22 protein-coding genes, 4 tRNA genes and 1 other RNA gene are annotated in these 23,203 nt (G+C 27.4%); 10 read left to right on the top strand and 17 right to left on the bottom strand.

Going from position 1 to position 23,203, the window contains the following annotated elements; genetic code table 11:
- Nucleotides 1-191 precede the first annotated feature (191 nt).
- The 3 genes from ffs to BBIDN127_RS02285 all read right to left on the bottom strand — a co-directional run bounded on the left by ffs (nt 192) and on the right by BBIDN127_RS02285 (nt 468).
- An RNA gene (ffs, locus tag BBIDN127_RS07215) (signal recognition particle sRNA small type) lies at nt 192-288 on the bottom strand.
- Nucleotides 289-291: 3 nt separating this feature from the next.
- Nucleotides 292-378, bottom strand: a tRNA-Ser gene (locus BBIDN127_RS02290).
- A 16-nt stretch (nt 379-394) separates the two neighbouring features.
- Nucleotides 395-468, bottom strand: a tRNA-Arg gene (locus BBIDN127_RS02285).
- Between the two features lie 74 nt (nt 469-542).
- Between BBIDN127_RS02285 and BBIDN127_RS02280 the strand changes: the two genes are divergently transcribed.
- Nucleotides 543-1,256 carry a hypothetical protein gene (locus BBIDN127_RS02280; protein ID WP_014023691.1) on the top strand — a complete coding sequence of 238 codons (714 nt, stop codon included), beginning with the start codon at nt 543-545 and terminating at the stop codon, nt 1,254-1,256.
- A gap of 23 nt (nt 1,257-1,279) precedes the next feature.
- Here the strand turns inward: BBIDN127_RS02280 and BBIDN127_RS02275 are convergent.
- The 4 genes from BBIDN127_RS02275 to BBIDN127_RS02260 form a co-directional block, all read right to left on the bottom strand.
- Nucleotides 1,280-1,366: transfer RNA gene (locus tag BBIDN127_RS02275), tRNA-Ser, on the bottom strand.
- Between the two features lie 56 nt (nt 1,367-1,422).
- Nucleotides 1,423-1,511: transfer RNA gene (locus BBIDN127_RS02270), tRNA-Ser, on the bottom strand.
- A 62-nt stretch (nt 1,512-1,573) separates the two neighbouring features.
- Nucleotides 1,574-2,884, bottom strand: a complete 1,311-nt coding sequence (locus BBIDN127_RS02265) for a tetratricopeptide repeat protein (RefSeq protein ID WP_014023690.1) — start codon at nt 2,882-2,884, stop codon at nt 1,574-1,576.
- Nucleotides 2,877-4,394 (bottom strand): fibronectin type III domain-containing protein, encoded by a 1,518-nt coding sequence (locus tag BBIDN127_RS02260; protein WP_014023689.1) that lies wholly within the window; start codon nt 4,392-4,394, stop codon nt 2,877-2,879. The genes BBIDN127_RS02265 and BBIDN127_RS02260 overlap by 8 nt, the downstream gene beginning before the upstream one ends.
- Before the next feature lie 121 nt (nt 4,395-4,515).
- Here BBIDN127_RS02260 and uvrC point away from each other — a divergent pair, with 121 nt between their 5' ends.
- Nucleotides 4,516-6,327, top strand: coding sequence for an excinuclease ABC subunit UvrC (gene uvrC, locus BBIDN127_RS02255; protein ID WP_014023688.1), 1,812 nt, complete (start codon nt 4,516-4,518; stop codon nt 6,325-6,327).
- A gap of 88 nt (nt 6,328-6,415) precedes the next feature.
- On the opposite strand, the gene BBIDN127_RS02250 is transcribed toward uvrC, so the two are convergent.
- On the bottom strand, nt 6,416-7,039 hold the full coding sequence (locus BBIDN127_RS02250) for a hypothetical protein (RefSeq protein WP_014023687.1): 624 nt from the start codon (nt 7,037-7,039) through the stop codon (nt 6,416-6,418).
- A 3-nt stretch (nt 7,040-7,042) separates the two neighbouring features.
- Entirely contained in the window at nt 7,043-8,032 is a 990-nt protein-coding gene (gene holA, locus BBIDN127_RS02245; RefSeq protein WP_044054959.1) for a DNA polymerase III subunit delta, read from the bottom strand.
- Between the two features lie 56 nt (nt 8,033-8,088).
- On the opposite strand from holA, the gene BBIDN127_RS02240 reads away from it, so the two are divergent.
- Nucleotides 8,089-9,237 (top strand): glycosyltransferase family 4 protein, encoded by a 1,149-nt coding sequence (locus tag BBIDN127_RS02240; RefSeq protein WP_014023685.1) that lies wholly within the window; start codon nt 8,089-8,091, stop codon nt 9,235-9,237.
- Here BBIDN127_RS02240 and BBIDN127_RS02235 read toward each other — a convergent pair.
- Nucleotides 9,234-10,076: a mechanosensitive ion channel family protein gene (locus tag BBIDN127_RS02235; RefSeq protein WP_014023684.1), complete on the bottom strand. Its 843-nt coding sequence runs from the start codon at nt 10,074-10,076 to the stop codon at nt 9,234-9,236. The two genes, BBIDN127_RS02240 and BBIDN127_RS02235, sit on opposite strands and share 4 nt — an antisense overlap.
- A 212-nt stretch (nt 10,077-10,288) precedes the next feature.
- Here BBIDN127_RS02235 and BBIDN127_RS02230 point away from each other — a divergent pair, with 212 nt between their 5' ends.
- Genes BBIDN127_RS02230 through aspS form a run of 7 tightly spaced genes read left to right on the top strand, consistent with a single transcriptional unit; the run spans nt 10,289 to nt 17,120 of the window.
- The gene (locus BBIDN127_RS02230; RefSeq protein WP_014023683.1) at nt 10,289-10,876 is read left to right on the top strand and encodes a chromate transporter; all 588 of its coding nucleotides are present in this window, start codon (nt 10,289-10,291) and stop codon (nt 10,874-10,876) included.
- A 14-nt stretch (nt 10,877-10,890) separates the two neighbouring features.
- Nucleotides 10,891-11,424: a chromate transporter gene (locus BBIDN127_RS02225; protein ID WP_014023682.1), complete on the top strand. Its 534-nt coding sequence runs from the start codon at nt 10,891-10,893 to the stop codon at nt 11,422-11,424.
- 2 nt (nt 11,425-11,426) lie between these two features.
- Entirely contained in the window at nt 11,427-12,686 is a 1,260-nt protein-coding gene (gene rpoN, locus BBIDN127_RS02220) for an RNA polymerase factor sigma-54 (protein ID WP_014023681.1), read from the top strand.
- Nucleotides 12,676-12,969, top strand: a complete 294-nt coding sequence (locus tag BBIDN127_RS02215; RefSeq protein ID WP_014023680.1) for an HPF/RaiA family ribosome-associated protein — start codon at nt 12,676-12,678, stop codon at nt 12,967-12,969. The genes rpoN and BBIDN127_RS02215 overlap by 11 nt, the downstream gene beginning before the upstream one ends.
- A gap of 12 nt (nt 12,970-12,981) precedes the next feature.
- The gene (locus BBIDN127_RS02210; RefSeq protein ID WP_014023679.1) at nt 12,982-13,254 is read left to right on the top strand and encodes an HPr family phosphocarrier protein; all 273 of its coding nucleotides are present in this window, start codon (nt 12,982-12,984) and stop codon (nt 13,252-13,254) included.
- Complete coding sequence (locus BBIDN127_RS02205) at nt 13,251-15,356, top strand: cation:proton antiporter domain-containing protein (RefSeq protein WP_014023678.1); 2,106 nt, start codon at nt 13,251-13,253, stop codon at nt 15,354-15,356. Before BBIDN127_RS02210 ends, BBIDN127_RS02205 begins: the two co-directional genes overlap by 4 nt.
- 3 nt (nt 15,357-15,359) lie before the next feature.
- Nucleotides 15,360-17,120, top strand: coding sequence for an aspartate--tRNA ligase (gene aspS / locus BBIDN127_RS02200; RefSeq protein ID WP_014023677.1), 1,761 nt, complete (start codon nt 15,360-15,362; stop codon nt 17,118-17,120).
- 422 nt (nt 17,121-17,542) lie between these two features.
- Here aspS and fbaA read toward each other — a convergent pair whose 3' ends face one another.
- From fbaA to BBIDN127_RS02165, 7 genes are all read right to left on the bottom strand, one after another.
- The gene (gene fbaA, locus BBIDN127_RS02195) at nt 17,543-18,622 is read right to left on the bottom strand and encodes a class II fructose-bisphosphate aldolase (protein ID WP_014023676.1); all 1,080 of its coding nucleotides are present in this window, start codon (nt 18,620-18,622) and stop codon (nt 17,543-17,545) included.
- A gap of 160 nt (nt 18,623-18,782) precedes the next feature.
- A complete protein-coding gene (locus BBIDN127_RS02190; protein ID WP_014023675.1) occupies nt 18,783-19,850 on the bottom strand; it encodes an NAD-dependent epimerase in 1,068 nt (355 codons plus the stop codon).
- 44 nt (nt 19,851-19,894) lie between these two features.
- Nucleotides 19,895-20,623 (bottom strand): RNA-binding cell elongation regulator Jag/EloR, encoded by a 729-nt coding sequence (gene jag, locus BBIDN127_RS02185; RefSeq protein ID WP_014023674.1) that lies wholly within the window; start codon nt 20,621-20,623, stop codon nt 19,895-19,897.
- Nucleotides 20,624-20,634: 11 nt separating this feature from the next.
- Nucleotides 20,635-22,269 (bottom strand): membrane protein insertase YidC, encoded by a 1,635-nt coding sequence (yidC, locus tag BBIDN127_RS02180; protein WP_044054958.1) that lies wholly within the window; start codon nt 22,267-22,269, stop codon nt 20,635-20,637.
- The gene (gene rnpA, locus BBIDN127_RS02175; protein WP_014023672.1) at nt 22,266-22,616 is read right to left on the bottom strand and encodes a ribonuclease P protein component; all 351 of its coding nucleotides are present in this window, start codon (nt 22,614-22,616) and stop codon (nt 22,266-22,268) included. The genes yidC and rnpA overlap by 4 nt, the downstream gene beginning before the upstream one ends.
- Nucleotides 22,597-22,752 carry a 50S ribosomal protein L34 gene (gene rpmH / locus BBIDN127_RS02170; RefSeq protein WP_004789541.1) on the bottom strand — a complete coding sequence of 52 codons (156 nt, stop codon included), beginning with the start codon at nt 22,750-22,752 and terminating at the stop codon, nt 22,597-22,599. The genes rnpA and rpmH overlap by 20 nt, the downstream gene beginning before the upstream one ends.
- A 91-nt stretch (nt 22,753-22,843) precedes the next feature.
- On the bottom strand, nt 22,844-23,143 hold the full coding sequence (locus BBIDN127_RS02165; RefSeq protein WP_014023671.1) for a hypothetical protein: 300 nt from the start codon (nt 23,141-23,143) through the stop codon (nt 22,844-22,846).
- Nucleotides 23,144-23,203 lie beyond the last annotated feature (60 nt).

The following is a 23,203-nucleotide window of genomic DNA, read 5'->3' as shown; positions in this document are numbered from 1 at the left end:
GTAAATATATAATATACAACATATTTATATCTCAAAACTACTGCTTTAAAAGAGCTAACAAAGAATTTTATGAAACATAAAAAATATCTAACAAAAAAAAGCTTTCTAAAAAGTATAATAAAACTGAAAATTTCAAAAAGATAAATCTACATCTTAACATAAAGCAAAGCATTGCATTTTGGCTCAAAATTAAACCTAAGACTTACGTACTCATCAAAGAAATCGCTTACCGCTGCTACCTTCCAGTCCTGACGGGATTCGGCAATACTTGATAGTACGGGTCCTAGGAATCGGAGAGAATGGGATTCGAACCCATGATACATTTTACTGTATACACGCTTTCCAAGCGTGCGCCTTAAGCCACTCGGCCATCTCTCCAAACTAACAATCTTTTCGTGTCCAAGAGGACTTGAACCTCCGACCTTAAGAATCGCAATCTAACGCTCTATCCAACTGAGCTATGGACACAAACAATTAATTTTTATTGTAATAAAAATTACTATTTATTACAATAAAAACATTCAACAGAAAATGGAGAAGTTGTGAAAACTAAAATAATCATTTTTTTTTCAATATTGTCTATTTTATCATGTTCTAAATCAGTCTCAAGTAAAGTTAATTTTGAATTTGAAATTAAAACCAAAAATATTAAAAAAAATGAAATACTAAAAAACAATAATATTATCCACATAGATGCAAAAATTCCCTTTATGGAAAATACAAACTTTGAATTTGAAAATCTTATAAAAAAATGGAAAAAAGATGTCGAAAATAAAATATCAAAACCCGAAAACTCTAAAAATGAATATTTTTATTTTTCTAACTTTACAATATTTAAAAATGAAAATATTGGCATTACGTCTATTTTATACAAAGAATCTTTCAGAGAAAAGGAATCAAACACTCTCTTGAGATATTATTCTTTAAACTTAAAAGGAAATAAAAAAATAGAAATTTCAGAAATAATATCAAAAGACCAGCTAGATTCTCTAATAAACGTATTAAAAGAACAGTTAAAAAGCAGAATTAAAAATTTTTATGTTAAAGAACAACACGGCCCAAAAGAATTGGGGAAAAAATTCACAACAATCTTTCCAAGATATAAGTATTACTTTAAAAATAACCAAATTATAGTTTTTTATGATCCATTCTCAATTGACTGCAATGGCTGCGATAAAATTGAGTTTCAATTCCCTATACATGAAAACACAGAAAATGAATATCAGCCAAATAAAAAACCTCACTCCAACTTTTAATACTTAAAATCAAATGCTAATTACGGAGAGGGTGAGATTCGAACTCACGGTAGGCTTACACCTACAACGGTTTTCAAGACCGTAGCATTAAACCACTCTGCCACCTCTCCAGAGCTAAAACAAATTTTAATAAATAAAGTACACGCTGTCAAGATTTAAATAATTACGGAGAGAATGGGATTCGAACCCATGGTCCCCTTTTAAAAGGACAACTTCTTAGCAGGAAGCCCCATTCGGCCACTCTGGCATCTCTCCTATAACATTAATACATATTATCTTAGAGATATTATTATTGTCAACCAAATCAATTATAAATATTAGTAATTTATTTTAAACTCTTTATAAGCTTCTATTAAATTTTGCAAATCCCCAATAGAAATGTCAATTTCGGGCAAAATACATGCTTCGTGCAAGATCTCTTGAACCATTTTTTCTTCATTGTTGCTAAATTTTAATTCAATGCACTCGTCTTTAATTTTCCAAATATATGTATTTACTCTCATATTGTGATCAAAAACAAAAACGGGATCCCTTAAATTTAAAGAATTATCAATAAAAAATAAATACTCTAAATACCAATTTACTCTTAAAGATACTGCAAATTCTTCAAGCAGAGTTTCAATTAACATATCCTCACTAGACTCAAGTAATTTTAAAAATTTTGAATACGGCTCTGGATTAAGTTCACAAAGTTTTTTCATGTAAAAATAGGCATCTTCAAGATCACGATTCCTAAGAAAAAATAAGGTTGCATATAAATATATCAAATCTAGGTTAGAATAATCATCAACCATTCTCTCAATAGACTTTTTAGGAGAAAATTTTAAAAGTTCCACTGTTGCAATATGCATATTGTAAATTGTATAAATATTGGGAAAATTTAAAATGGCTTTAACATATGATGTTGTGGCTTGAGTCATGTTGCCTATTTTATGAAAAATAGTTGCCCTATTGTGCCAAATATACTTAGAATAATGAGAATCTGTTAAAAGTTCCTCAGAAAGCCTAATTGCCCTGCTTACTTCCCCAATAGAATAGAAGTAATACATTAAATAATTAACAACAATAGCAAGATTGGCATCAAAAAAAATTTTATCTACTTTTAAAAAACTTGCTGCTTGAAGAGATTCACTTTTTTTTAAAATCCAAATATTAAGCTTAACTAGAGAATTGTTGTGATCCAAGTCTCTAGCCTCAAAAAATAATTTTAAAGCCTCGTCCTTGTTGCCCAGCATTTCAAATAAGACAGCACTATTGTTTAAAGCTTGTACAAAATCAGATTTTTGCTCTTTAGCTTTTAAAAAACAACTTAAAGCAAGCTCATATTCTTTTAAATTAAAATAAAAAACACCTAAATTATAATTCTCAAAAGGACCTAAATCATCTTTATTTTTTTCAATTTTGCCATAATCTATGAGTTTAACTAAAAAATTATATTCACTCAAAACAACAGGATAAGTATTTAAAACATACAAAAGAGCCTTATAATCTTTTTTCTTGAAATAAATAAGTGCTTTAAGTGCAAGAGAATCAAAATTCTCATCAAAAACATCTAAATTGTCAAGAGAACTTTTAAAATCACCATCTTTATAAAAATTTAAAGCCTTCTCAAAACTAAAGTTATTCATATTTTTTAAAAATCTCCATAGGCCTTACAGAAATTTCCTTTGAAAAAGAAGTATTATTAACACTTTTATCCAAATTATAAGCAGCAATACTAATATAATAAAGTCTTCCATCTTCAAGTCCTGTAATCTTAAAAGAAGTTTGATTTCCAACATCAATAGGAGAAGTTAAAACACTGCTGGTTTTTCCATGATAATTACCAGAAGCAACGCCAATATAAATGTAATACCCTTCAACATTGCTATTAACAACAGGAATCCATTCAATAAAAACCTCTCTAGAGCCTGGAATAACTTTTGTTATCACAGGAGGAAATGGCGCTGCTTCAGGAACGTAAGTAATTGACATACTATAAAGAGAAGGGCTACTTACAGAATCTCCACTAGGATAAAATTCAACTTTTATTTGAATATATTTTGATATCTTTGAATCTGGAAAATCTTTTTTAGGATCAAAATGAATCCACGCCCCAGTTAAATTTTTTTTAATATTCCCATGACTATCTGTATCATAAAATACCTTATTATCTAATCTGTAATAATAAACAATCTCTGTATCCTTAGGAACATTGGAATCAACATCAAAAGATAATACTTGAGAATAATATTTAGAAAGTTTAATAGGCTCTGTAATAATGTATCCCATATTCTTTGAAAAAAAAGCATTACTAACCTCTTCAAAGCTTTTATGTATTTCCAAATTTTCAACCGCACCAGTAAAATAAGTTCCCAAGGTAAAATCAATAAAATTACCAATACTTAATAAATATCCTGATCCTTCCTTCTTATTATCCGTTATATATTCTATTGCCTGAGGTTTAGAATCTATCAAATATTCAAGCATGCCGTCCTTTTGCCTATATCTTAAAGTATGCAAATGCCATTTCTTTGGAATAAAATCATCATTACTTTTCATTCTAATTTTGATAGGGCTTTTATTATCTTTTAAAAAGACATTGTTTAAAACCCAAACAAAATTTCCCTCATCACTTTCTAATCTAATAGACTGATCTACCCACAAATTATTAATCTTTTTATAACCATCCCAACTAAAAATAATTTCCCCTGTAACAGAAGTTGTTCGATATACCCAAAACTTAATAGTAAAATCAGAAACGGTATTGCCTGAAAAAAAGAAAGCTTTCTTTGTCAGCGGCTTAAACTTAACAGGATTTTGATTTGAATAAAAAATTAAAGACCCATTAGAAACATTTCGAAATTCATTTGAAACTCTCAAACTTTTTGCACTAACTAAATAATTTGAAGATGTGTCTTTTAATTTATTATCCCTTCCTATTTCTAAGCGCAAATCAATATTATTTAAATCTAAAACAGCTTTATATCTATCCAAATAAATGCCAAGCAAACCTCTCATATCCCTTTCAAAAGTAACATTGCTAGAATCTTGAATAAATTTAAAATTTTTTTTCGAATCAAGTATTAACTTCAATTCTTGAGATAAAAGAATAGAAAAGCACAAAAAAAATAGCAAGAGCATTAAAATTAATCTCATTTTTGACCTTTTATTTGTTATTATTAATATTTTTAAATACCTCAAAACATAAAACAAGCTGCATTATGATACAATATTATATCATAAGATGATTTTTAAAATCTAAAAACTACCTGACATTATGAAAGAGAGCCTAACAAGTTTATTCGAAAAAGTAATAAAATTGCCAACCACAAGCGGTTGCTATAAAATGCTAAATGAAAATAAAAAAATACTCTATATTGGAAAAGCAAAAAATCTAAGATCAAGAGTAAAAAGTTATTTTTCAAAAAAAAATAGCCATAAAATCAAAATATTAATGAAAAATGTAAAATCAATAGAAGTTATTACAACAAATAGCGAATACGAAGCATTGCTCCTAGAGTGCAATCTAATAAAAACTCACAAACCTGATTACAATGTCAAATTAAAAGATGGGAAAGGTTATCCCATGGTCAGAGTGACCCATGAAAAATATCCAAGAATTTTCAAAACTAGAAAAATAATTAATGACAAAAGCGAATATTTTGGACCATTTACCAACGTAAAAAAATTAGACCAAGTACTAGATTTTATTAACAAAACATTTAAAATTAGAAAGTGCAAAAAAAAATCCAATGCTCCTTGCCTATATTACCATATGGGACAGTGCCTTGGAGTATGCTACAAGGAAAACCTTGAAAAAGAATATCAAAAAGAACTAGATAAGGCAAAATCCATACTAAGCGGCAATATATCCGAAATATTAAGCCAAATTGATACCAAATTAAAACTTGCCATACAAAAAGAAAATTTCGAAAACGCTATCAAATTAAAAGAAATTAAAAGTTCTTTAATAGAAATTAATCAAATACAAATCGTTACAAAAACCAACAATTTAAACATAGACTATGTACATGTTCATCCAGGAGAAAATGTAAATACAATAATAGTATTAAAATACAGAAATGGGAAATTGGTTGAAAGAGATGCAAACTTTGATGAGAGTATATGTAAAAAAAATGAGCTGATTTTACAATTTTTGATTCAATATTACACATCTATTAATATGATAGTACCAGACAAAATTTATATTTTTATCAAAGATATCGACACTAAAAATGTTGAAAAACTAATAAATGAAATTAAAAATACAAAAACAAAAATTATTTACAAAGAAACAGAAGAAATTTTAAAAATAATGGAAATGGCCATATCTAATGCCGAATTATCTTTAAGAGAATACGAAAATAAAAGCACCAAAGCACTTGAGAGTTTAAAAATTTTTCTAGAAATGGACAAACTTCCCAAAATAATTGAAGGATTTGATATTGCTCATCTTAAAGGGCAAGAGACAGTGGCTTCTATGGTTACTTTTAAAATGGGAATACCCTTTAAAGAAAGCTATAGACTTTACAAGCTAAACTCGCTATTGGAAGGAGAAATTAACGACTTTAAGGCAATAAAAGAAGTAATCTCAAGAAGATATTCAGAAATAATCAATAACAACTTAGAACTACCTAATTTAATTTTAATTGATGGAGGCAAGGGACAATTAAATGCTGCTTTTTCTATCTTAAAAGGCTTAAAAATAGAAAACAAAGTTAAAGTCTGCTCGTTGGCAAAAAAACAAGAAACAATATTCTTAATAACTAACAAAAAAGGAATAAATCTGCCCCAAGGACATCCTGCACTTAGGATACTGCAAAATGTAAGAGATGAGGCACACAGAAAAGCCACCGGATTTAACAAAAAAAGAAGGGAAAAAATCACCCTATTTTATACAAAAATACATGGAATTGGAGAAAAAACAGCCCAAAAAATATTAAAATCAATTGGAACCTATAAGGATATATTACCTTTAAGTGAAGTCGAAATTTCAGAAAAAATAAAAGTAAATATGCAACTTGCAAAAAGAATAAAAGAATTTGCGGTAAAAGAAAACGCAATAAAAAATTATAATCAAGATAAATAAATTTTAAATTCAATTAAAATTTTATATAAACTCAAAATTAACGGTAAAATTATAAAATTTTAAACTAGATTATTATTTATTAATATTTTTAAAATAAAACACCATTTGAAATCCCAGGTGATAAAACCAAAAAAAGATCATTAATAAGCTTATTTCTAACCTGTATATTTAAAACATCTCCTAAAAGCTCTATTTTATAACTTTCAGAAGAACTTTTAACTACTCTAAAAAAATGAACAATTTCGGTGTAATCAAAATTATCCAATTCTCCAATAATTTCATTTATTAAATTGTCAAATATTTTTTTACGCTCTTTTTTTTCTAAATTTTTAATGTTTAAAGATTTCTCTTCAATTTTATTTAATTTGGCCAAAAATTTTTCTATCCCATTTTGAAAATTAATATTTTTAATAACAACTTCAAATTCAAAGCCCTTAAAAATATTTTTTCTACCTATTATCTCGTATCTTAGATTATTAAAAAACAAAGGATAAAAAATGAAATCATCCTTTGCCTGAGACTTTAACCCACGAATTTTTGCTCTCAGATCATCATCATTTGGAATATTTAAATAATTAAAAAATATTTCAGGACTGCTTTGAAAACTTTTAATAGAATCAAAAAACTCTATTAAAACAATTTCTGCCAATCTAGATTCAGATCTACAAGACAAAAAACAAAACAATACAATCCAACTTAATTTTTGTTTCATACATTAAAAATTAAATTTTGATTCCGCAGAATATTGCATTAAAAAATTATCATTAAGCTTTAAAATTGAAAATATCAAAAAGTACGACAAATTCTGATGAATATTTTTAGAATAAATTCTAGAATATAAATCAAACTTATATAAAATTTTCAAAACAATTTTAATTTCTGAAATTGAATAATTTTTAACTCCTACTCTATAAATTTTATTTAATGAAAAAAAGATTTTATTTTTATTTAATGCACTCTGTAAGCTACCACATGCACTATAATCTATTTGCACCTTTAACAATCTTTTAAATTGCCAAATAAGACTCATTAAAACATTGAGCAAATCTTCTCCTTGATCCAAAATAGATTTAATCTTGATCAAAGAATGCCTCATATCTTTTTTCAAAATTGAATTAAATAAGGAAAAGGGGTTTTCAAAGCGAATAAAACTAATCCAAGAAGTTATATCTTCCTCATCAATGGCATTGTTCTTGGCAAAAAGCGCAAAAGAATCTATATAAAATTTCAAAATTTTAGTATCTGAATTTAACATTAAAAGCATTAAGTTTATTGCAGAATCTGTAATTTTAATATTAAGATTAAAAAAATTTCTTCTTACAAATGTAAATTTATCATCATCAGAAATCTCATAAAAAACTTTTTTTATAATCTTAAGTTTATTTTTAAAATCAATGCTACATGTATTACTATTAGAAACAAAAATAACAGTTTTATTATTAGACTTTAAAATTGCATTGCATACTAGCTCTAAATCTTTTCCTGCTTTTAAAAGTTCAGACTCATAAACAATAAAAATTTCTTTTTTTTCAAAAAAAGAATTAGAAAATAGTTTCTCAGCAAATCCTACAGCCGATAGTTCTGACAAAAAAATTTTAGTAACTGAAACTTTAGATTTAAAAGCATTCATCTTGATTAACAGTTCTTTTAAATAAGCTTCTTTTAAACCTTGTTCATTACCCAACAACAAATAAACCACTTGCATTAAAGTAAATTATAATCCAAGTGCCAAATATATTATACTTAAGCTAGGAGGAGAATATGAAAGTTGCAATATTTACAGATACGTATATCCCAGAAAAAAATGGAGTGGCAACGTCAATAAAACAAATTAAAGAAGGATTAGAAAAAAATGGATATGAAGTTTACATATTTTGTCCAAAAGCCAAAGCACCTTTAAACGAAAAAAACGTTTACAGATGTTCATCTATTCAAATAAATAAAAAACTTGATGCTGTAATAGCTTTTCCCAACAAAAGAAAAATATCTAAAATAATTCAAAGCTACAAACCAGACATCATTCATACTCACTCCGAGTTTTCTATGGGGAAAATTGGAAAACAAATTGCATTAAAACAAAACATACCAATAGTGCACACGAGCCATACAATGTGGGATTATTATTTGCATTACTTGGGAATTTTTAAATATTTTATTAAACCCGATAAACTGATGCAAAAACATTATAACAAAATAAAACATTTTATTTACCCATCAAGCAAGGCAAAAGAAAGGTATTTTCAACTTTCAAATAATTCTAACTATAAAATAATTCCAAATGGAGTTGACAGAAAGCTTTTTATAAAAACTTTAAGCAAAGAAAAAAAAGATGAAATTTTAAAAAAACACAACATAAAGCAAACAGACAAAATAATCATCTTTGTTGGCAGAATAAATAAAGAAAAAAACATACATTCATTAGTAATACACTTAAAAGACCTTTTAATACAAAACAAAAATTATAAGCTTATCATTATTGGCAAAGGAAATGAAGAAAAGGAAATAAAAAATTTTAGCATCAAACATGCGCTTGAAAAACAAATATTGTTAATAGGAACAATTCCTTGGGAAGAAATGTGCTATTACTACAAAATTTCTGATATTTTCGCTAGTCTATCAAGAAGCGAAGTATATCCAATGACAGTAATAGAAGCACTAACTGCTGGAATACCTGCTATTTTAATAAATGATTATATATATAAAGACGTAATAAAAGAGGGAATAAACGGATTCCTAATAAAAAAGTACGAAAACTTATCTCAGTACATAGACAAAGTAATAAAAGACGATAAAATATTAAAAATATTTAAACAAAATGCAAAAAAATACTCTACTAAATTTTCAAGTCATTTTTTCACAAAAAAAATTGAAAATTATTACTCAGAAATTATTGCAGGAAAAAATCATTAATATAGCTTATCAAAAGGTATAAAACAAATTGGAAACTTAATTTTCATATCCAATAAAATATTTTTAATAGACTCCCCAATAAAATATTTAAAATCCCAAAAAACCTCTGTATTAACAAAAAATCGAACCTGCAAAACTATATAATAAGGGGTGTATTTTTTGACAATAAGAGTAGGAGAACAAATCTCAACATTAAATTTCTTATTATTGAAAATCATTAAATCCTCTATTTTATCTTTTAATAAACCAATATTCGTATCATAGGGAACTTGAAACGAAAACACAACCCTTCTTCTGGGATTTGCTGAAAAATTAACAACAAAATTGGATGTAAGCTTGCTATTTGGAATTTTAATAATTTCTTCGTCAAATGTTTTAAGTGTAGTAAAAAAAATTTGGACATCCTCAACCAAACCTTCAACATCTCCACATTTAATATGATCTCCACACTTAAAAAAATTAGAATTCAAAACAATAAATCCACTAACAAAATTAGATAAAATACCCTGAGCAGCAAGCCCAATGGCAATCCCCAATGATCCAAATACAGCAATAATAGATGTTATGGGCACCCCAAGATATGGCAATATTATTAAAATAATAACAAAGTCTGTTAATATCTTGAAAAAAGATTTTAAAAAGTTAAAAACCGTAACCTCTAACTTCTCTTCTAATCTAGACTTTTCTAAAGTCTTAAATAAAATTTTTCCCATTTTATTAACAATTAACTTTAAAAAATACCATAGCACTATAGCAATCGTAACTTTTAAACCATAACCTACCACACCCTCAATAATATAATTAAAATAATCTTGAAATATAAAAAACTCCTTAAACAAATTAAACTTTCCTTCCAAGCTTTACATAAATTAATTGAATTATAGCACAAAAAACAAACAAGCCTTAAAAGAAAAACCCTAATAAAAACAATAAGGCAATGTTTTAAAGCCACAACACAATATAACATTTTTTCATCGCTACCACTCAACAATAAAATGAACATTACAACAATATTTGTGATAGAATTAGTATTCAAAGGTTTTTACTAAATTTGACAAAACAAATGTATAAAAAGAAACAAAAAAAATTATATGAAATTCTGGACTTGTTTTTACTTGTCTTTAAAACAACAACACTTACAATTGGCGGAGGATTAATAATTATATCTGAGCTTAAAAAAATATTTGTAAAAAAAAGAAAAATAATATCTGAGGACGATTTTAACAAAATACTAGCAACATCAAATGTAATTCCTGGAGTTACAGCGATTAATTTTGTGTTCCTAGTAGGAAAAAAATTTGGAGGCTTTCCATGTGCACTTTTGCTTGTTGTTGCTGGAATTTTACCTTCCATTATTGCAATAATAATGGTTTTCCTTTACCTAAAATTAGTACCAGGCAACATACATGTTGAAAAATTTCTAGAAGGTGCAAAAATATCTTCAATTATCATAATGATAACCGTTGTTTTAAAATTTTCCAAAAAAATGTTGAATAATTCTATAATAAAATGGACAATATGTTTTCTTGTAATTTTTGCAATTTTTAAATTAAAAATAAGAATATCATACATATTGTTAATTTTCTTTTTAGTATACACATTTAAATATATAACAATAAAAAAAATATCAACTAAATAAGAAAAGGATATCAGTTGATTTTAATAAATTTATTCATTACATTTTTAAAAATCGGATTATTAAATTTCGGAGGCGGCAATGGAATTGCCGCAATAATAAACAACGAAATAATTAATAATAAACATTGGATGACAAAAAAAGAATTTGTCAATATGATTACAATATCAAGAATAACTCCTGGGCCTATTGCAACAAACATAGCAACATACGTTGGAATGAAAACTGCCGGAATTGCGGGAGCAATAACTGCTACAGTAGCGTTAATAACAGCTCCAATAATAATAATGATTATAATCCTTCTAATACTACACAAAATCGGCTTTTTAAATTACTGCCTAGAGAATCTAAAACCTATTATTGTTGCGCTATGGATAATTACAATAATGATTTTGCTTGAACATACATATTTAAAGATAGAAAACAACAACACAGAACTTTCGAAAACTCTGACCATTGTGGGAATTAATTTTTTTATTTTATTTTTTTATAATAAAATAAGTCCCGCATTAGTAATTATACTTAGTGGATTTTTTTATACATTAATATAAATATGATTAAACAAAAATTAAAGTTATCCCAAAATTTAAACTCAATTCAAATACAAACAATAAAAATATTAGGACTTAATCAAAAAGAATTAATAAAGCTTATACTAGACGAAAGCGAAAACAACGAATACCTAGAAATAAATTCAAATAAAATATTTTTTGAAACATTGAAAACATATAGGTTTAAAAAAATTTTTTATAAAGAAGCTGGAATGATAAAAAATCAACACGACATAGCTCTTGAAAAAATGCAAACAAATACTTCTTTAAAAGAACACCTTTTATTACAGTTAAGAATTCAAAGAATAAATGAAGATGAACTTAAAATAGGTGAAATGCTAATAAACAATCTAAACAGCAAAGGTTTTCATATAATAAACCCTTACGATCTTTTTAAAAAGGAAGAAAAAGCAAAAGTAAAAAAAATAATTGAACTTATTCAAAAATTTGATCCAATTGGGATTTGTGTCCCCAACATAATAGAATCGTTAATTTTGCAAGCAAAGCATCATAAATTAGAAACCAATATTATTAAAATTCTTGAAAAAGCAGATCTTCTTGAAAAAACTCAAGAAAAGTTAAAAGAAGAGCTCAAAATAAGAAGCAAAGAATTTAACAAAGCTTTAGAAATTATCAGACAAAAACTTAACCCCAACCCAACACTCGAATTTAAAGATCCAAACGACACTAATTTCTATGTCGATCCAGATATATTAATAATTAATCACAATAACAAATTTAAAATTAAAATCAAAGAAGTTAGTATCTTTAAAAAAGAACTTAAAAAGATAGCTAAAAATCCTCAAAAACAAAAAACAGCAAAGTGGTTAATCGAATCTCTACGATATAGAGATGAAATACTTGCAAAAATAGGAATAGCTATATATACATTGCAAAAAGAATTTCTAAGAAGAGGTTTTAAAAGCTTAAGGCCAATGAACTTGAGCATTTTGTCAGAAAAAATTAGTGTGTCAAAATCAACAATATCAAGAGCAATAAAAAATAAATACTTAAAATGCGAATGGGGTACAATATTAATCAAAGAGCTTTTTAGCTCTGTTGGTGGAGCAAAAACAAATGAATTTTCAAAATTAAGCATTAAGATAACAGTAAAAAAGTTGTTAGAAACAAATAAAAAGATGTCAGATGAAGCGATTTCTGCTATACTGAAATCCAAAGGAATCTCTATTTCTAGAAGAACAGTGAACAAGTATAGAAATGAATTGAAATCTGAGAAAGGGAGAACATATTATGGAACCTAAAATTCAAGCGGTTAATTATAGCTTAAATGAGAATGAAAAAATTTTTATTCTCAAAAAACTAGAAAAATTTGATACTCATATTAAAAAACATATTGATAATTTAAAAATTACAATTAAAAAAGAGCATGAGCTTTTTGAATTGGACGCACATATTCACTTTAATTGGGGAAAAATAATACACATAAGAGAAGATGGAAAAATACTTCTTAATCTTATTGATAGCGCAATAGCAAGACTTTACAAAACAGCAACTAAAGAGAAAGAGAAAAAAAACAACAAATAAGATAAATAAAAAATGCAAAAAGCAAAAATTAAGATAATAAATAAAAATGGAATACATTCAAGATCAGCAAACATAATTGCTGAATTAGCAAATAAAAACTCTTCCTGCGATATAAAAATAACAACAAAAGATGGCAGAAAAGCCAGCACAAAGTTCACAATCGAAATTATCATATTGGGAATAATATACAAAGAAAAAGTAAAAATAACAGCCGAAGGAAAAAAAGAAAAACTAGCAATTGTTAATTTGTTAAAATTTACTTTTTTAAAAGAGCTTGAAAAATGAACAAAAAAATTTTTTACACAACAATATTGATGCACTTGCCTAATCTTCTATTTTCATACTCAACAAAATACGACATTGAGGTAAACATGTCAGCTTTTGTCATGAGTCTGGCAATCATTGTAATCTCATCTATTTCAATAGGAAATCTAGTAGCTAAAATAGGAATTCCAAAAGTAATAGGACAAATAACAGCAGGAATAATTCTAAGTCCAAATGCCTTTGGAAAAATTCAAATACCTTTATTATTCCCATTAGGAATAACTCAAATTGGAGAAAATTATTTAATCAATGAAAAAATATTTGCAATTTCTACCATAGCTTCAATAATATTGCTTTTCACAGCAGGACTTGAAACTGACTTAAAATTGTTTATCAAATTTTTGCCACGCGGAGGAATTATTGGAATAACAGAGGTTGTTGGCACATTCACAAGTTTTGTACTAATGGCAAGCATAATTTTTAACGTTCCTTTAATAAGTCCAACCTCACTTTTTATTGGAATAATTGGAACCCCAACATCAGCAGGAATCGCAGCAAGCATACTTTCGGCAAAGAAAAAAATGAGCACCTCAGAAGGAGTGACAATAATTTCAACCTCAATTATTGATGATGTTCTTTCAATGCTTATGCTTACAAGTGTAATAGCTATATCAAGGTCTATATCAGATCTTGATATAGCAAGCTCGATCAAAACCATAATTCAAAACATAGTAATTTGGCTATGCTTAACTTTCTCTTTAATATACATATCAGAAACACTCTCAAGCCTGTTGAAAAAATTAAACAGTGTCACCTTAGCAACCGTAATAACGCTCTCTTTAGCCCTTACTATTGCAAGCATTTTCCAAAATTTAGGAATGTCTTTTGTTGTTGGAGCTTATGTATTCGGACTTGCCATGTCAAAAACAGACATTGTATACGTAATTCAAGATAAACTAACAATCTTTGAAAGATTTTTTATCCCGATCTTTTTTACATCAATTGGACTTATGTCAGATATTAATGAAATACTCTCAAAAGAAGTTCTTATTTTAGGATTAGCAATTAGTGCAATAGCAATAATTACTAAAAGTATATTTTGCTTTATTCCAGCACTCTTTTTGGGATTCAACAAACTTGGAGCCTTAAAAATTGCAACAGGAATGGTTCCAAGAGGAGAAGTTTCACTTATTATGGCAAATGTAGCATTATCTTCAGGATTTATTAGCCAAAAAATATTTGGAATCATAATAATAATGGTATTTCTGCCAACAATCGTTGCAACACCTATAATAAACTTTTTATTTAAAATAAATAAAAGTGGACTTAAAAAAGAACTCCCAACAGATCAAAATACACACATGTGCGTATCATTTGAATATGATAATTTAGCCAAAATTCTTATATGGGACTTTAAAAATGAGTTAAGAAAAGAAGGATTTTACACACAACAAATTAAAAATGATTCTTCACAATATATTAATGCAAGAAAAAACAATATATCCTTCTCAATAAAGCGAGAAGGTAGTAAAATCACATTTGAATGCCCAAATAATCACTTAATTATAATACAAGATCTTTTTAGAGAAACAATCTTAAACCTAGAAAAAATAACCAAAGAAGTTGAAACGGTCTCTCTAAGAGCAAAAAAACTAGATTACTCAATAAATTACGATAAAATCCTTAGCAATATCAAACTAAATAAAAGAATAAAAAAGGAAAACATTATTCTAGAATTAAAATCAAGTAATAAGGCTGATGTAATAAGAGAGCTTCTAAGCGTAATAAACATTGAAATTGACAAAGAAAGAATCTTCCAAGATTTAATGGAAAGAGAAAAATTAATTACTACTGCACTAAAAGAAGGTTTTGCCATTCCCCATTTAAAAACAAATTTAATATCAAAAATACATATTGCAATAGGAATAAGTCACGAGGGAATTGACTTTAATGCTCTTGACAAGAACTTAAGCCATGTTTTTATATTAATACTGTGCCCAGCAAAAGATTACGTTAGCTACCCCAGAATTTTAGCCTCTGTTGTGGGTAAAGTTGATTTGTACAAAAAAGAAATTTTAAATGCAAAAACAGACAAAGAAATTTATAATATAATAGTGAGCTGAATTATGTTTAAAGTTATCAAATGTAATGAATTGAATGAAAAATTGATAAACAAAAAAGTTGAAGTAAATGCTTGGGTAAAAAAAATTAGACATCATGGGAAATTTATCTTTCTAAACATAAGAGACAGATATGAAAAAGCCCAAGTTCTGGTAAACGAAGAATACCTTTTAAAGATCACAGAAAAAATAAAACTTGAATATTGTATTAAAATTCAAGGACTGTTGATAAAAAGACCTCCTAACATGATAAATGCAAATATGAAAACAGGACATTTTGAAATATTGGCAAAAAATATTGAAATTATTTCAAAGTGCAATGAATTGCCGTTTATGATAGAAGATGACAATAATGCAAGTGAAAACTCAAAACTTGAATATAGATACTTAGATTTAAGAAGAGATTCCTTGAAAAATAAAATCATTTTAAGATCTCAAGCCACTCATCTTATTAGAAATTTTTTAGTAAAAAGAAAATTTTTAGAGCTAGAAACTCCAACTTTTGTAAAATCAACACCAGAAGGCGCAAGAGATTTTATAATCCCATCAAGAATTCACAAAGGGACTTTTTATGCACTACCTCAATCTCCGCAACTTTACAAACAGCTTATAATGATAGCAGGATTTGATAAATACTTTCAGATGGCTCGTTGTTATAGAGACGAAGATTCAAGAGGAGATAGACAGCCAGAATTCACACAGCTTGATCTTGAAATGAGCTTTGTCAAAAAAGAAAATATTTTTAAATTAATAGAAAATATGCTTTTTTTAATATTTAAAAATTGCATTAATGTTAACTTACCTAAAAAATTCAAAAAAATAACATACAAAAAGGCAATGAACAAATATGGAAGCGACAAGCCAGATACTAGATTTGAACTTGAATTACAAGATATAAGTCGCAATCTAAAAAATTCAGAATTTAATATATTCAAAGATACTCTAAAAAACAAAGGCTCAATTAAAATTTTAATAGTAAAAAATAAAGCCGATAAGTTTTCAAGAACAAAAATAAATAATTTAGAAGAAATTGCAAAGCTTTATAAAACACAAGGGCTTTATTTTACAAAAATTGAAAACAATAAATTTTCTGGAGGAATTGCAAAATTTTTAAAAACAGAAGAGCAGAATTTAATAAAAACCTATTCTCTAGAAAATAATGACATAATTTTCTTTACAGCTAATAATAACTGGGAAACTGTCTGTAAAGCAATGGGTCAAATTAGACTAAAAATTGCAAATGATCTTGGACTAATAGATGAAAATAAATTTGAATTTCTATGGGTCTACGATTTTCCACTATTTGAATATGATGAAAATACAAAAACCTATTCACCAGCTCACCATATGTTCTCGCTTCCCAAAAAGCAATATATTGCCAATTTAGAAAAAAATCCAAAAAAAACTATAGGAGAAATTTACGATCTTGTTTTAAATGGTGTAGAGCTTGGCTCAGGTTCAATTAGAATACATAATAAAGAACTTCAACAAAGAATTTTCAACATAATAGGATTTCAAAAAGAAAAATCAGAAGATAGATTTGGATTTTTTCTAAAAGCATTAGAATACGGGCCTCCTAATCATGGTGGCATTGCTATTGGCATTGATAGACTACTAATGCTGATGACAAAATCAACTTCAATAAAAGATGTAATACTGTTTCCTAAGAATTCTTTCGCAGCAAGCCCTCTTGATAATTCTCCCTCTAAAATCTCAAATACACAACTCAAAGAACTTGGAATCAGTATTATTGCCGATGACACTTAATTTATAATGCAACTATGCCAGATGCCTTTAAAATTATAAAAATAACTAATCCGCATATTCTTTCAAGAAATTAAATCTCAAAGTTTAATTTCTTACAAACAACAAGTGATATAAAAACACATAAAGTCAATCTAAAACAAAATGCCTTTTTACAATTTAAACACAATTTTACTAATTGTTTAATCTTTAATAAAAACAGTTTCATAAACAAAGCATTTAATTTAATAATAATTTTAAAAATAAATTAATATATTTTATGTTCTGAAAAAATACACAAAAATAACAAAAAAAGATACATAATAAATAGTAAAAAATATATTAAACAATCAATAATTTTGTAATTCAATATAAAATATTATAATTAGAATAATAAAAAAGCCGCTCATAAAGCAGCTTACAAATAAAAATTAGTGAATTTTTACTTAATTCCTATTAATATTATTAAGATTTTTGCATGCAATCTTTACACGGTCTTTCATAGAAACTTCGGCTTCTCTTAACCAAACCCTTGGATCATAAAATTTCTTATTTGGAATATCACTGTCCTTACCATCTCCTAATTGACTTTGCAAACGATTTTCATTTTTTTTGTAATAATTTAAAACTCCCTCCCAGGCAGCCCACTGCGTATCTGTGTCAATATTCATCTTTACAACACCATAAGAAAGCGCCTCATTGATCTCATCAATTGTAGATCCAGACCCTCCATGAAAAACATAAGAAACTGGCTTGGTAATATTTACTCCTGTTTTTGATATGACATAATCTTGACCATCTTTTAACACTTTTGGAGTAAGTTTAACGTTCCCCGGTTTGTATACTCCATGAACATTTCCAAAAGCTGCTGCAATCTGAAAATTTGGGCTAACTTTTAAAAGTTCTGAATATCCATAATAAATATCCTCGGGGGTAGAAAATAGTTCATGCATAGCCCTATCTGAATTATCAACGCCATCCTCTTCCCCACCAGTAATTCCAAGCTCTATTTCTAAAAACATTTCAATTTTTGCCATTCTTTCTAAGAATTTTTTAGAAATTTCAATATTTTCTTTAATAGGTTCTTCTGATAAATCTAGCATATGTGAAGAAAATAATGGTTTTTTGTGCTGACTATAGTACTTCTCTCCATGCTCTAAAAGTCCTTCAACCCAAGGAAGCAAATTTTTAGCACAATGATCAGTATGAAGAACAACAGGAATACCATAATGCTCTGCCATTAAATGAACATGCATAGCACCAGAAATAGCTCCAGCTATTGAAACTCCTTGTGGTTTTTCCATCTTCAAGCCTTTTCCAGAAATAAAAGCAGAACCACTATTAGAAAATTGTATCATAATAGGAGAATTAATTTCTTTTGCTGCCTCCAAAACCGCATTAATAGAATTTGTTCCTATACAATTAATAGAAGGAATAGCAAATCCTTCCTTTTTACATATTTCATATAACAAATGTAGCTCCTTCCCATAAACTACACCCGGTTTAATCTTGTCTAAAACGCCCATTTATATCACTCCTTTTCTTTATTTTTTCTTTTATCAAATACCTATAATAAATTATACACCTAAGAAGTTGAGTTGAATTTAAATCAATAAATAATTATTAAACCAAAAACAAACATAAAATTTATTAAAAATCTATCATTTTGCACAAAAAAGACTAAAATCAAGCCTTCTTGGTAGGCTCTAACATTTTATACCACTGTGAAAATTCTTTTATTCCTTCTTTAATAGAAATTTTAGCCTCATACCCAACATCATTTTTAAGCTTCAAAATATCACAACAACTTTCCACAACATCTGCTTTTTGCATAGGCATATAATTTTTTAAGGCCTTTTTATCAAAATTTGCTTCAAGCTCGCTAATAAAATCTAACAGTTTGGTTGCATGTCCGGTTCCTATATTATATATTCTGTAAGGGAAAGAAGATGTTGACGAATTTGGATTTTTAACGTCAAAATTACAATCGCTCTTAGCCGGATTTTTCAACACTTTGTAAACACCTTCTGCAATGTCACTCACATATGTAAAATCTCTAGCCATATTTCCATTGTTAAAAATATTAATGGACTTGCCGTTTTTAATTCCATCTGAAAATAAATATAAAGCCATATCAGGCCTTCCATAAGTCCCATAAACCGTGAAAAATCTAAGCCCTGTTGTGGGAATATTAAAAGACGCACTATAAGCATGCGCCATCATCTCATTAGATTTTTTACTAGCTGCATATAAATTTAAAGGGTGATCCGTAATAGAATCTTCACTAGACGGCATATTTTCATTTATACCATAAACCGATGACGTAGAGGCATAAACAAAATGTTCGATTTTTTCTTTATAAACCCTGCACACATCCAAAACATTAAAAAACCCAACAATATTTATTGAAACATAGCTATCGGGATTTTCAAGACTATCTCTAATTCCTGCTTGAGCAGCCAAATGACAAACATGTGTAAACTCATGATCTTTAAAAAGCTCTAGCAGTTTATCCTTATTCAGGATATCAAGATATAAAAAAGATAAATTATTATATTTTTTACTCTTAATAATTTTATGCGTTTTGACATCCTCAGAACAAAATCCCAAAGCTTCTAACCTTTCATGCTTAAATTTGAGTTCATAATAATCATTTAATACGTCTATGCCTAAAACTTCATGCCCTTCTTCTACAAGCTTTTTAGCTACATGAAATCCAATAAACCCCGCAATTCCGGTTAAAAAAATCTTCATACTATTATTCCCTTTAAAATTCAATAAAAAACAACATCATTAATCTATTTTTTAAAACCAATATTTCTTTTCTGATAACTGCGAGAATTGTTGATACCACCCCTATTATTTCTAATATAAGAGATTCTTATTCTTTTTATATTTCCATCTCCCTCGCTTTCAGTTTTTATGTCACTATAACGATTTAAAGTTGTATGAATGATCCTTCTTTCAAAAGGATTCATTGATGGCAACAAAATAGAGCGCCTGGTTCTTTTGACTTTATGAAAAGAATTTATTGCTAAATTAATAAACCTAGATTTAAATCGTTCTCTATAATCTCCAATATCCAATATAACCCTATTAAAAGTACCATTTTCACCAATAAGCTTAGAGGCATAAACATTTGTTAAAAGCTGTAAAGAATCTAAATTTTTACCCTCTCGTCCAATCAAAATATTTGGACTATCTGTTTCAATAGAAATCTTAACATATCCACCTTCTTTGGGCTCTATTGTCAAATGTACAGAATATCCCATTTTAATTAGCATTTCTTTTACAAATTCTAAAATTTTATCACAAATTTTATCACCAATTTTAATTTCAAAACCGCCTTTTTTAACCTCCTTTACATGAGGAGAAACCCTTATTTTAATCATTTCTTTCTTAAATAAAAATCCAACTCTTTCTTTATCTAAAATTTCTACATCAAACTCACCTTCTTTTAATTCTAGATCTCTCATTGCTTTCTTTATTGCTTCTTGTTCGGTTTTTCCGTAAAATTCATAGCTCATATTATTCCCCCTTAAGACAAATGCATCTTTATATAGTATTGCTGCAAAATAGTAAAAATATTTGTTGTAATCCAATATATCAAAAGCCCTGATGGCATATTGTAAAGTATGAAAAAAAACATAATAGGCATTCCAAAATATAAAAATTTCTGCTGTGATCCAAGATTTTTTAAATCCATATTAGAACTAACAATTGTAGATCCCAATTGAGTAAACATCATAATAAAAGGCAAAATTCTAATATCGGTCCAAGAAACAAAATAAAGCTTATATCCAAAATGATATACACTGTCACCGATAGATAAATCATCAATCCATCCTGGAATAAAACTGGCTCCCCTTAATAAAAATAAATTATTTACAAGTGAATAAAGAGCAAAAAATATAGGAAGCTGCAAAATTACAGGAAAACACCCTCCTAAAGGATTAACTCCTTCTTCTTTATAAAGCCTTCCCATCTCTTCATTCAACTTTTTAGGATCATGCTTAAACCTTAATTGAAGCTCTTTCATTTTAGGTTGAAGCTTGGAAAGCTCCGCAGTAGCTCTAAATCCCTTAAACGTCAAAGGAAATATAAGTATTCTAACAACAATTGTCAAAAAAATAATTGAAAGTCCCCAATTAGGAATAACATCATAAAAAACTTGCATTACCATTTGCATAGGAACTTGAATTAAATACCACAAACTCTTTTCCACCGACATTCCAAAAGAAATATCAGACAAACCAAAGGTATTATCACCACTCTTGTCAAAAACATCTAGATATCTATTATCCTTAGGTCCAGCATAAATAAAAAACTCATCGCTAATATTTTTTTTATTTCTAACATCATTAATAATAAATGACTTAAGGATTCCTCTTTCCTTCTTAAACTCAACTTCCATATTTTCTTTAGAAACCAACACCCCAAAATACTTAGTACTAGAACCAAGCCATCTAGGATTGCTAATCCTTAGACCATCTTTGCCATATTTAAGCTTATTATCATAATAAATTATTTGAGATAAATAATTATTATATTGTAGCTTTGCTTTATCACTCAACCTTTCAATCTCAGAACTAAAAATAACTTTATAAGAATCAATATCAAATAAGTTATAATCTTCAAAACCGTTTACAGTAACTTTAAATTTAATCAAATACTCTTTTTTTTTCGAAAATGTATACTTCTTTACATATTCATAAGTTTTACCATTATTTTTAAAATAAGCTTTAAATTCATGATTAAAATCATCTATCTTTTTATACAAAAACAAATCTTCTACTAAATAGTCAAAACTAACATCAAAAAAAGTTTCATTTTTGTAATCAATATTAATTAAATCTGTAGGACCTTTTTCCAAATTTAAATGATTTTTAAGCTTTAATGAAACCAAATTTCCTCTAAATGTAGAAAAAGTAGCAACATATATATCCGTTTCTACAACAATATCTTGAGACTTATTAATCAAATTAAAGTTATTGCCCTTACTTGAAAACATCTCATTATCATCAAAGCTTTTATTTAAATCAAACTGCACTTCTTTGTCAGAAGACTTAGAACTTAAAATGTTTGAAGAAAAAATATCATTAATGAGCATGAAAAGACCTATTAAAAATAAAGACAAATAAACTGTCCTTAAAATTTTTCTACTTTGATTCACTTGTGCCCCTTCCACACCGTTAAAACCAAACTTTTCATAAGAGATTCAATATTAAAATAAGTCAAAGTTAACCCGTTGTGAGAAACTACAAAAATAATATCCAAAGCAATCCCTTCTAACAATTCTAATCTTTTTCTAAAAGCTTCTTTAAAAAGCCTTCTAATGCGATTCCTTTTAACAGATCCCCTAAAACCTTTAGAAAAGGTAACAAGAATTCTAGAATAAACCAAATGATTTGATTTATAAAACATTTTAAGATTAAGATTGCTAAATCTAATCAGATTGCCTTCTTTGAAAATTTTTTGAATTTCTATTTTTGATTTTAGACTAATATTTCTTTTTCTCATCAGAAACAGTTAATTTTATTCTTCCTTTTGCTCTTCGTCTTGAAAGAATAAGTCTTCCACCTTTAGTTTTCATTCTAGCTCTAAACCCAAATTTTCTATTTCTTTTTACACGACTGGGCTGGTAAGTCCTTTTCAAAACACTCCTCCATTAAAAACAATTTTATGCCACTAAGCTGAAAGTTGAACACTACCATGGTATAGCATATAAATGTGATTGTCAATAATAATTACTTTACCAAAACTTTTATATCTATTATTTTAATCCCCGTTAATTCTTTTATTGAATTTATTATCTTTGACTTATTGATTGATATGCTATATAAAATACTTGAATTGCTTACCTTAATAAAAAGTATCTGATCATTTTTAAAATCTAAAAATTTTACATCATCTGATAAAGCTTCAAATATCTGATTCCATTTATCAGCAATCAATAATTTTGAACTTATTTTTTTATTAACAAGCAAATTGGATTCTAAATAATCTTTAAGAACATTACCTATTTTTTTAAAAGCAGAATCACTCATAGCATTTTTTATACCACACTGCAAAAAACAATATAAAATAAACTTAGAAAAGCTTATTTT

This window comes from Borreliella bissettiae DN127, from assembly GCF_000222305.1.
Taxonomy (GTDB): domain Bacteria; phylum Spirochaetota; class Spirochaetia; order Borreliales; family Borreliaceae; genus Borreliella; species Borreliella carolinensis.
Note: the sequence above shows the minus strand (reverse complement) of the source record. Positions and strands in the feature narration are given on the sequence as shown.

What these genes read in the sequence shown, in the direction of transcription:
- BBIDN127_RS02265 (WP_014023690.1), bottom strand. Translation starts at nt 2,884, where the DNA reads ATGAATAACTTTAGTTTTGAGAAGGCTTTAAATTTTTATAAAGATGGT.
- BBIDN127_RS02260 (WP_014023689.1), bottom strand. Translation starts at nt 4,394, where the DNA reads ATGAGATTAATTTTAATGCTCTTGCTATTTTTTTTGTGCTTTTCTATT.
- uvrC (WP_014023688.1), top strand. Translation starts at nt 4,516, where the DNA reads ATGAAAGAGAGCCTAACAAGTTTATTCGAAAAAGTAATAAAATTGCCA.
- BBIDN127_RS02250 (WP_014023687.1), bottom strand. Translation starts at nt 7,039, where the DNA reads ATGAAACAAAAATTAAGTTGGATTGTATTGTTTTGTTTTTTGTCTTGT.
- holA (WP_044054959.1), bottom strand. Translation starts at nt 8,032, where the DNA reads ATGCAAGTGGTTTATTTGTTGTTGGGTAATGAACAAGGTTTAAAAGAA.
- BBIDN127_RS02240 (WP_014023685.1), top strand. Translation starts at nt 8,089, where the DNA reads ATGAAAGTTGCAATATTTACAGATACGTATATCCCAGAAAAAAATGGA.
- rpoN (WP_014023681.1), top strand. Translation starts at nt 11,427, where the DNA reads ATGATTAAACAAAAATTAAAGTTATCCCAAAATTTAAACTCAATTCAA.
- BBIDN127_RS02215 (WP_014023680.1), top strand. Translation starts at nt 12,676, where the DNA reads ATGGAACCTAAAATTCAAGCGGTTAATTATAGCTTAAATGAGAATGAA.
- BBIDN127_RS02210 (WP_014023679.1), top strand. Translation starts at nt 12,982, where the DNA reads ATGCAAAAAGCAAAAATTAAGATAATAAATAAAAATGGAATACATTCA.
- BBIDN127_RS02205 (WP_014023678.1), top strand. Translation starts at nt 13,251, where the DNA reads ATGAACAAAAAAATTTTTTACACAACAATATTGATGCACTTGCCTAAT.
- aspS (WP_014023677.1), top strand. Translation starts at nt 15,360, where the DNA reads ATGTTTAAAGTTATCAAATGTAATGAATTGAATGAAAAATTGATAAAC.
- fbaA (WP_014023676.1), bottom strand. Translation starts at nt 18,622, where the DNA reads ATGGGCGTTTTAGACAAGATTAAACCGGGTGTAGTTTATGGGAAGGAG.
- BBIDN127_RS02190 (WP_014023675.1), bottom strand. Translation starts at nt 19,850, where the DNA reads ATGAAGATTTTTTTAACCGGAATTGCGGGGTTTATTGGATTTCATGTA.
- jag (WP_014023674.1), bottom strand. Translation starts at nt 20,623, where the DNA reads ATGAGCTATGAATTTTACGGAAAAACCGAACAAGAAGCAATAAAGAAA.
- rnpA (WP_014023672.1), bottom strand. Translation starts at nt 22,616, where the DNA reads ATGAGAAAAAGAAATATTAGTCTAAAATCAAAAATAGAAATTCAAAAA.
- BBIDN127_RS02165 (WP_014023671.1), bottom strand. Translation starts at nt 23,143, where the DNA reads ATGAGTGATTCTGCTTTTAAAAAAATAGGTAATGTTCTTAAAGATTAT.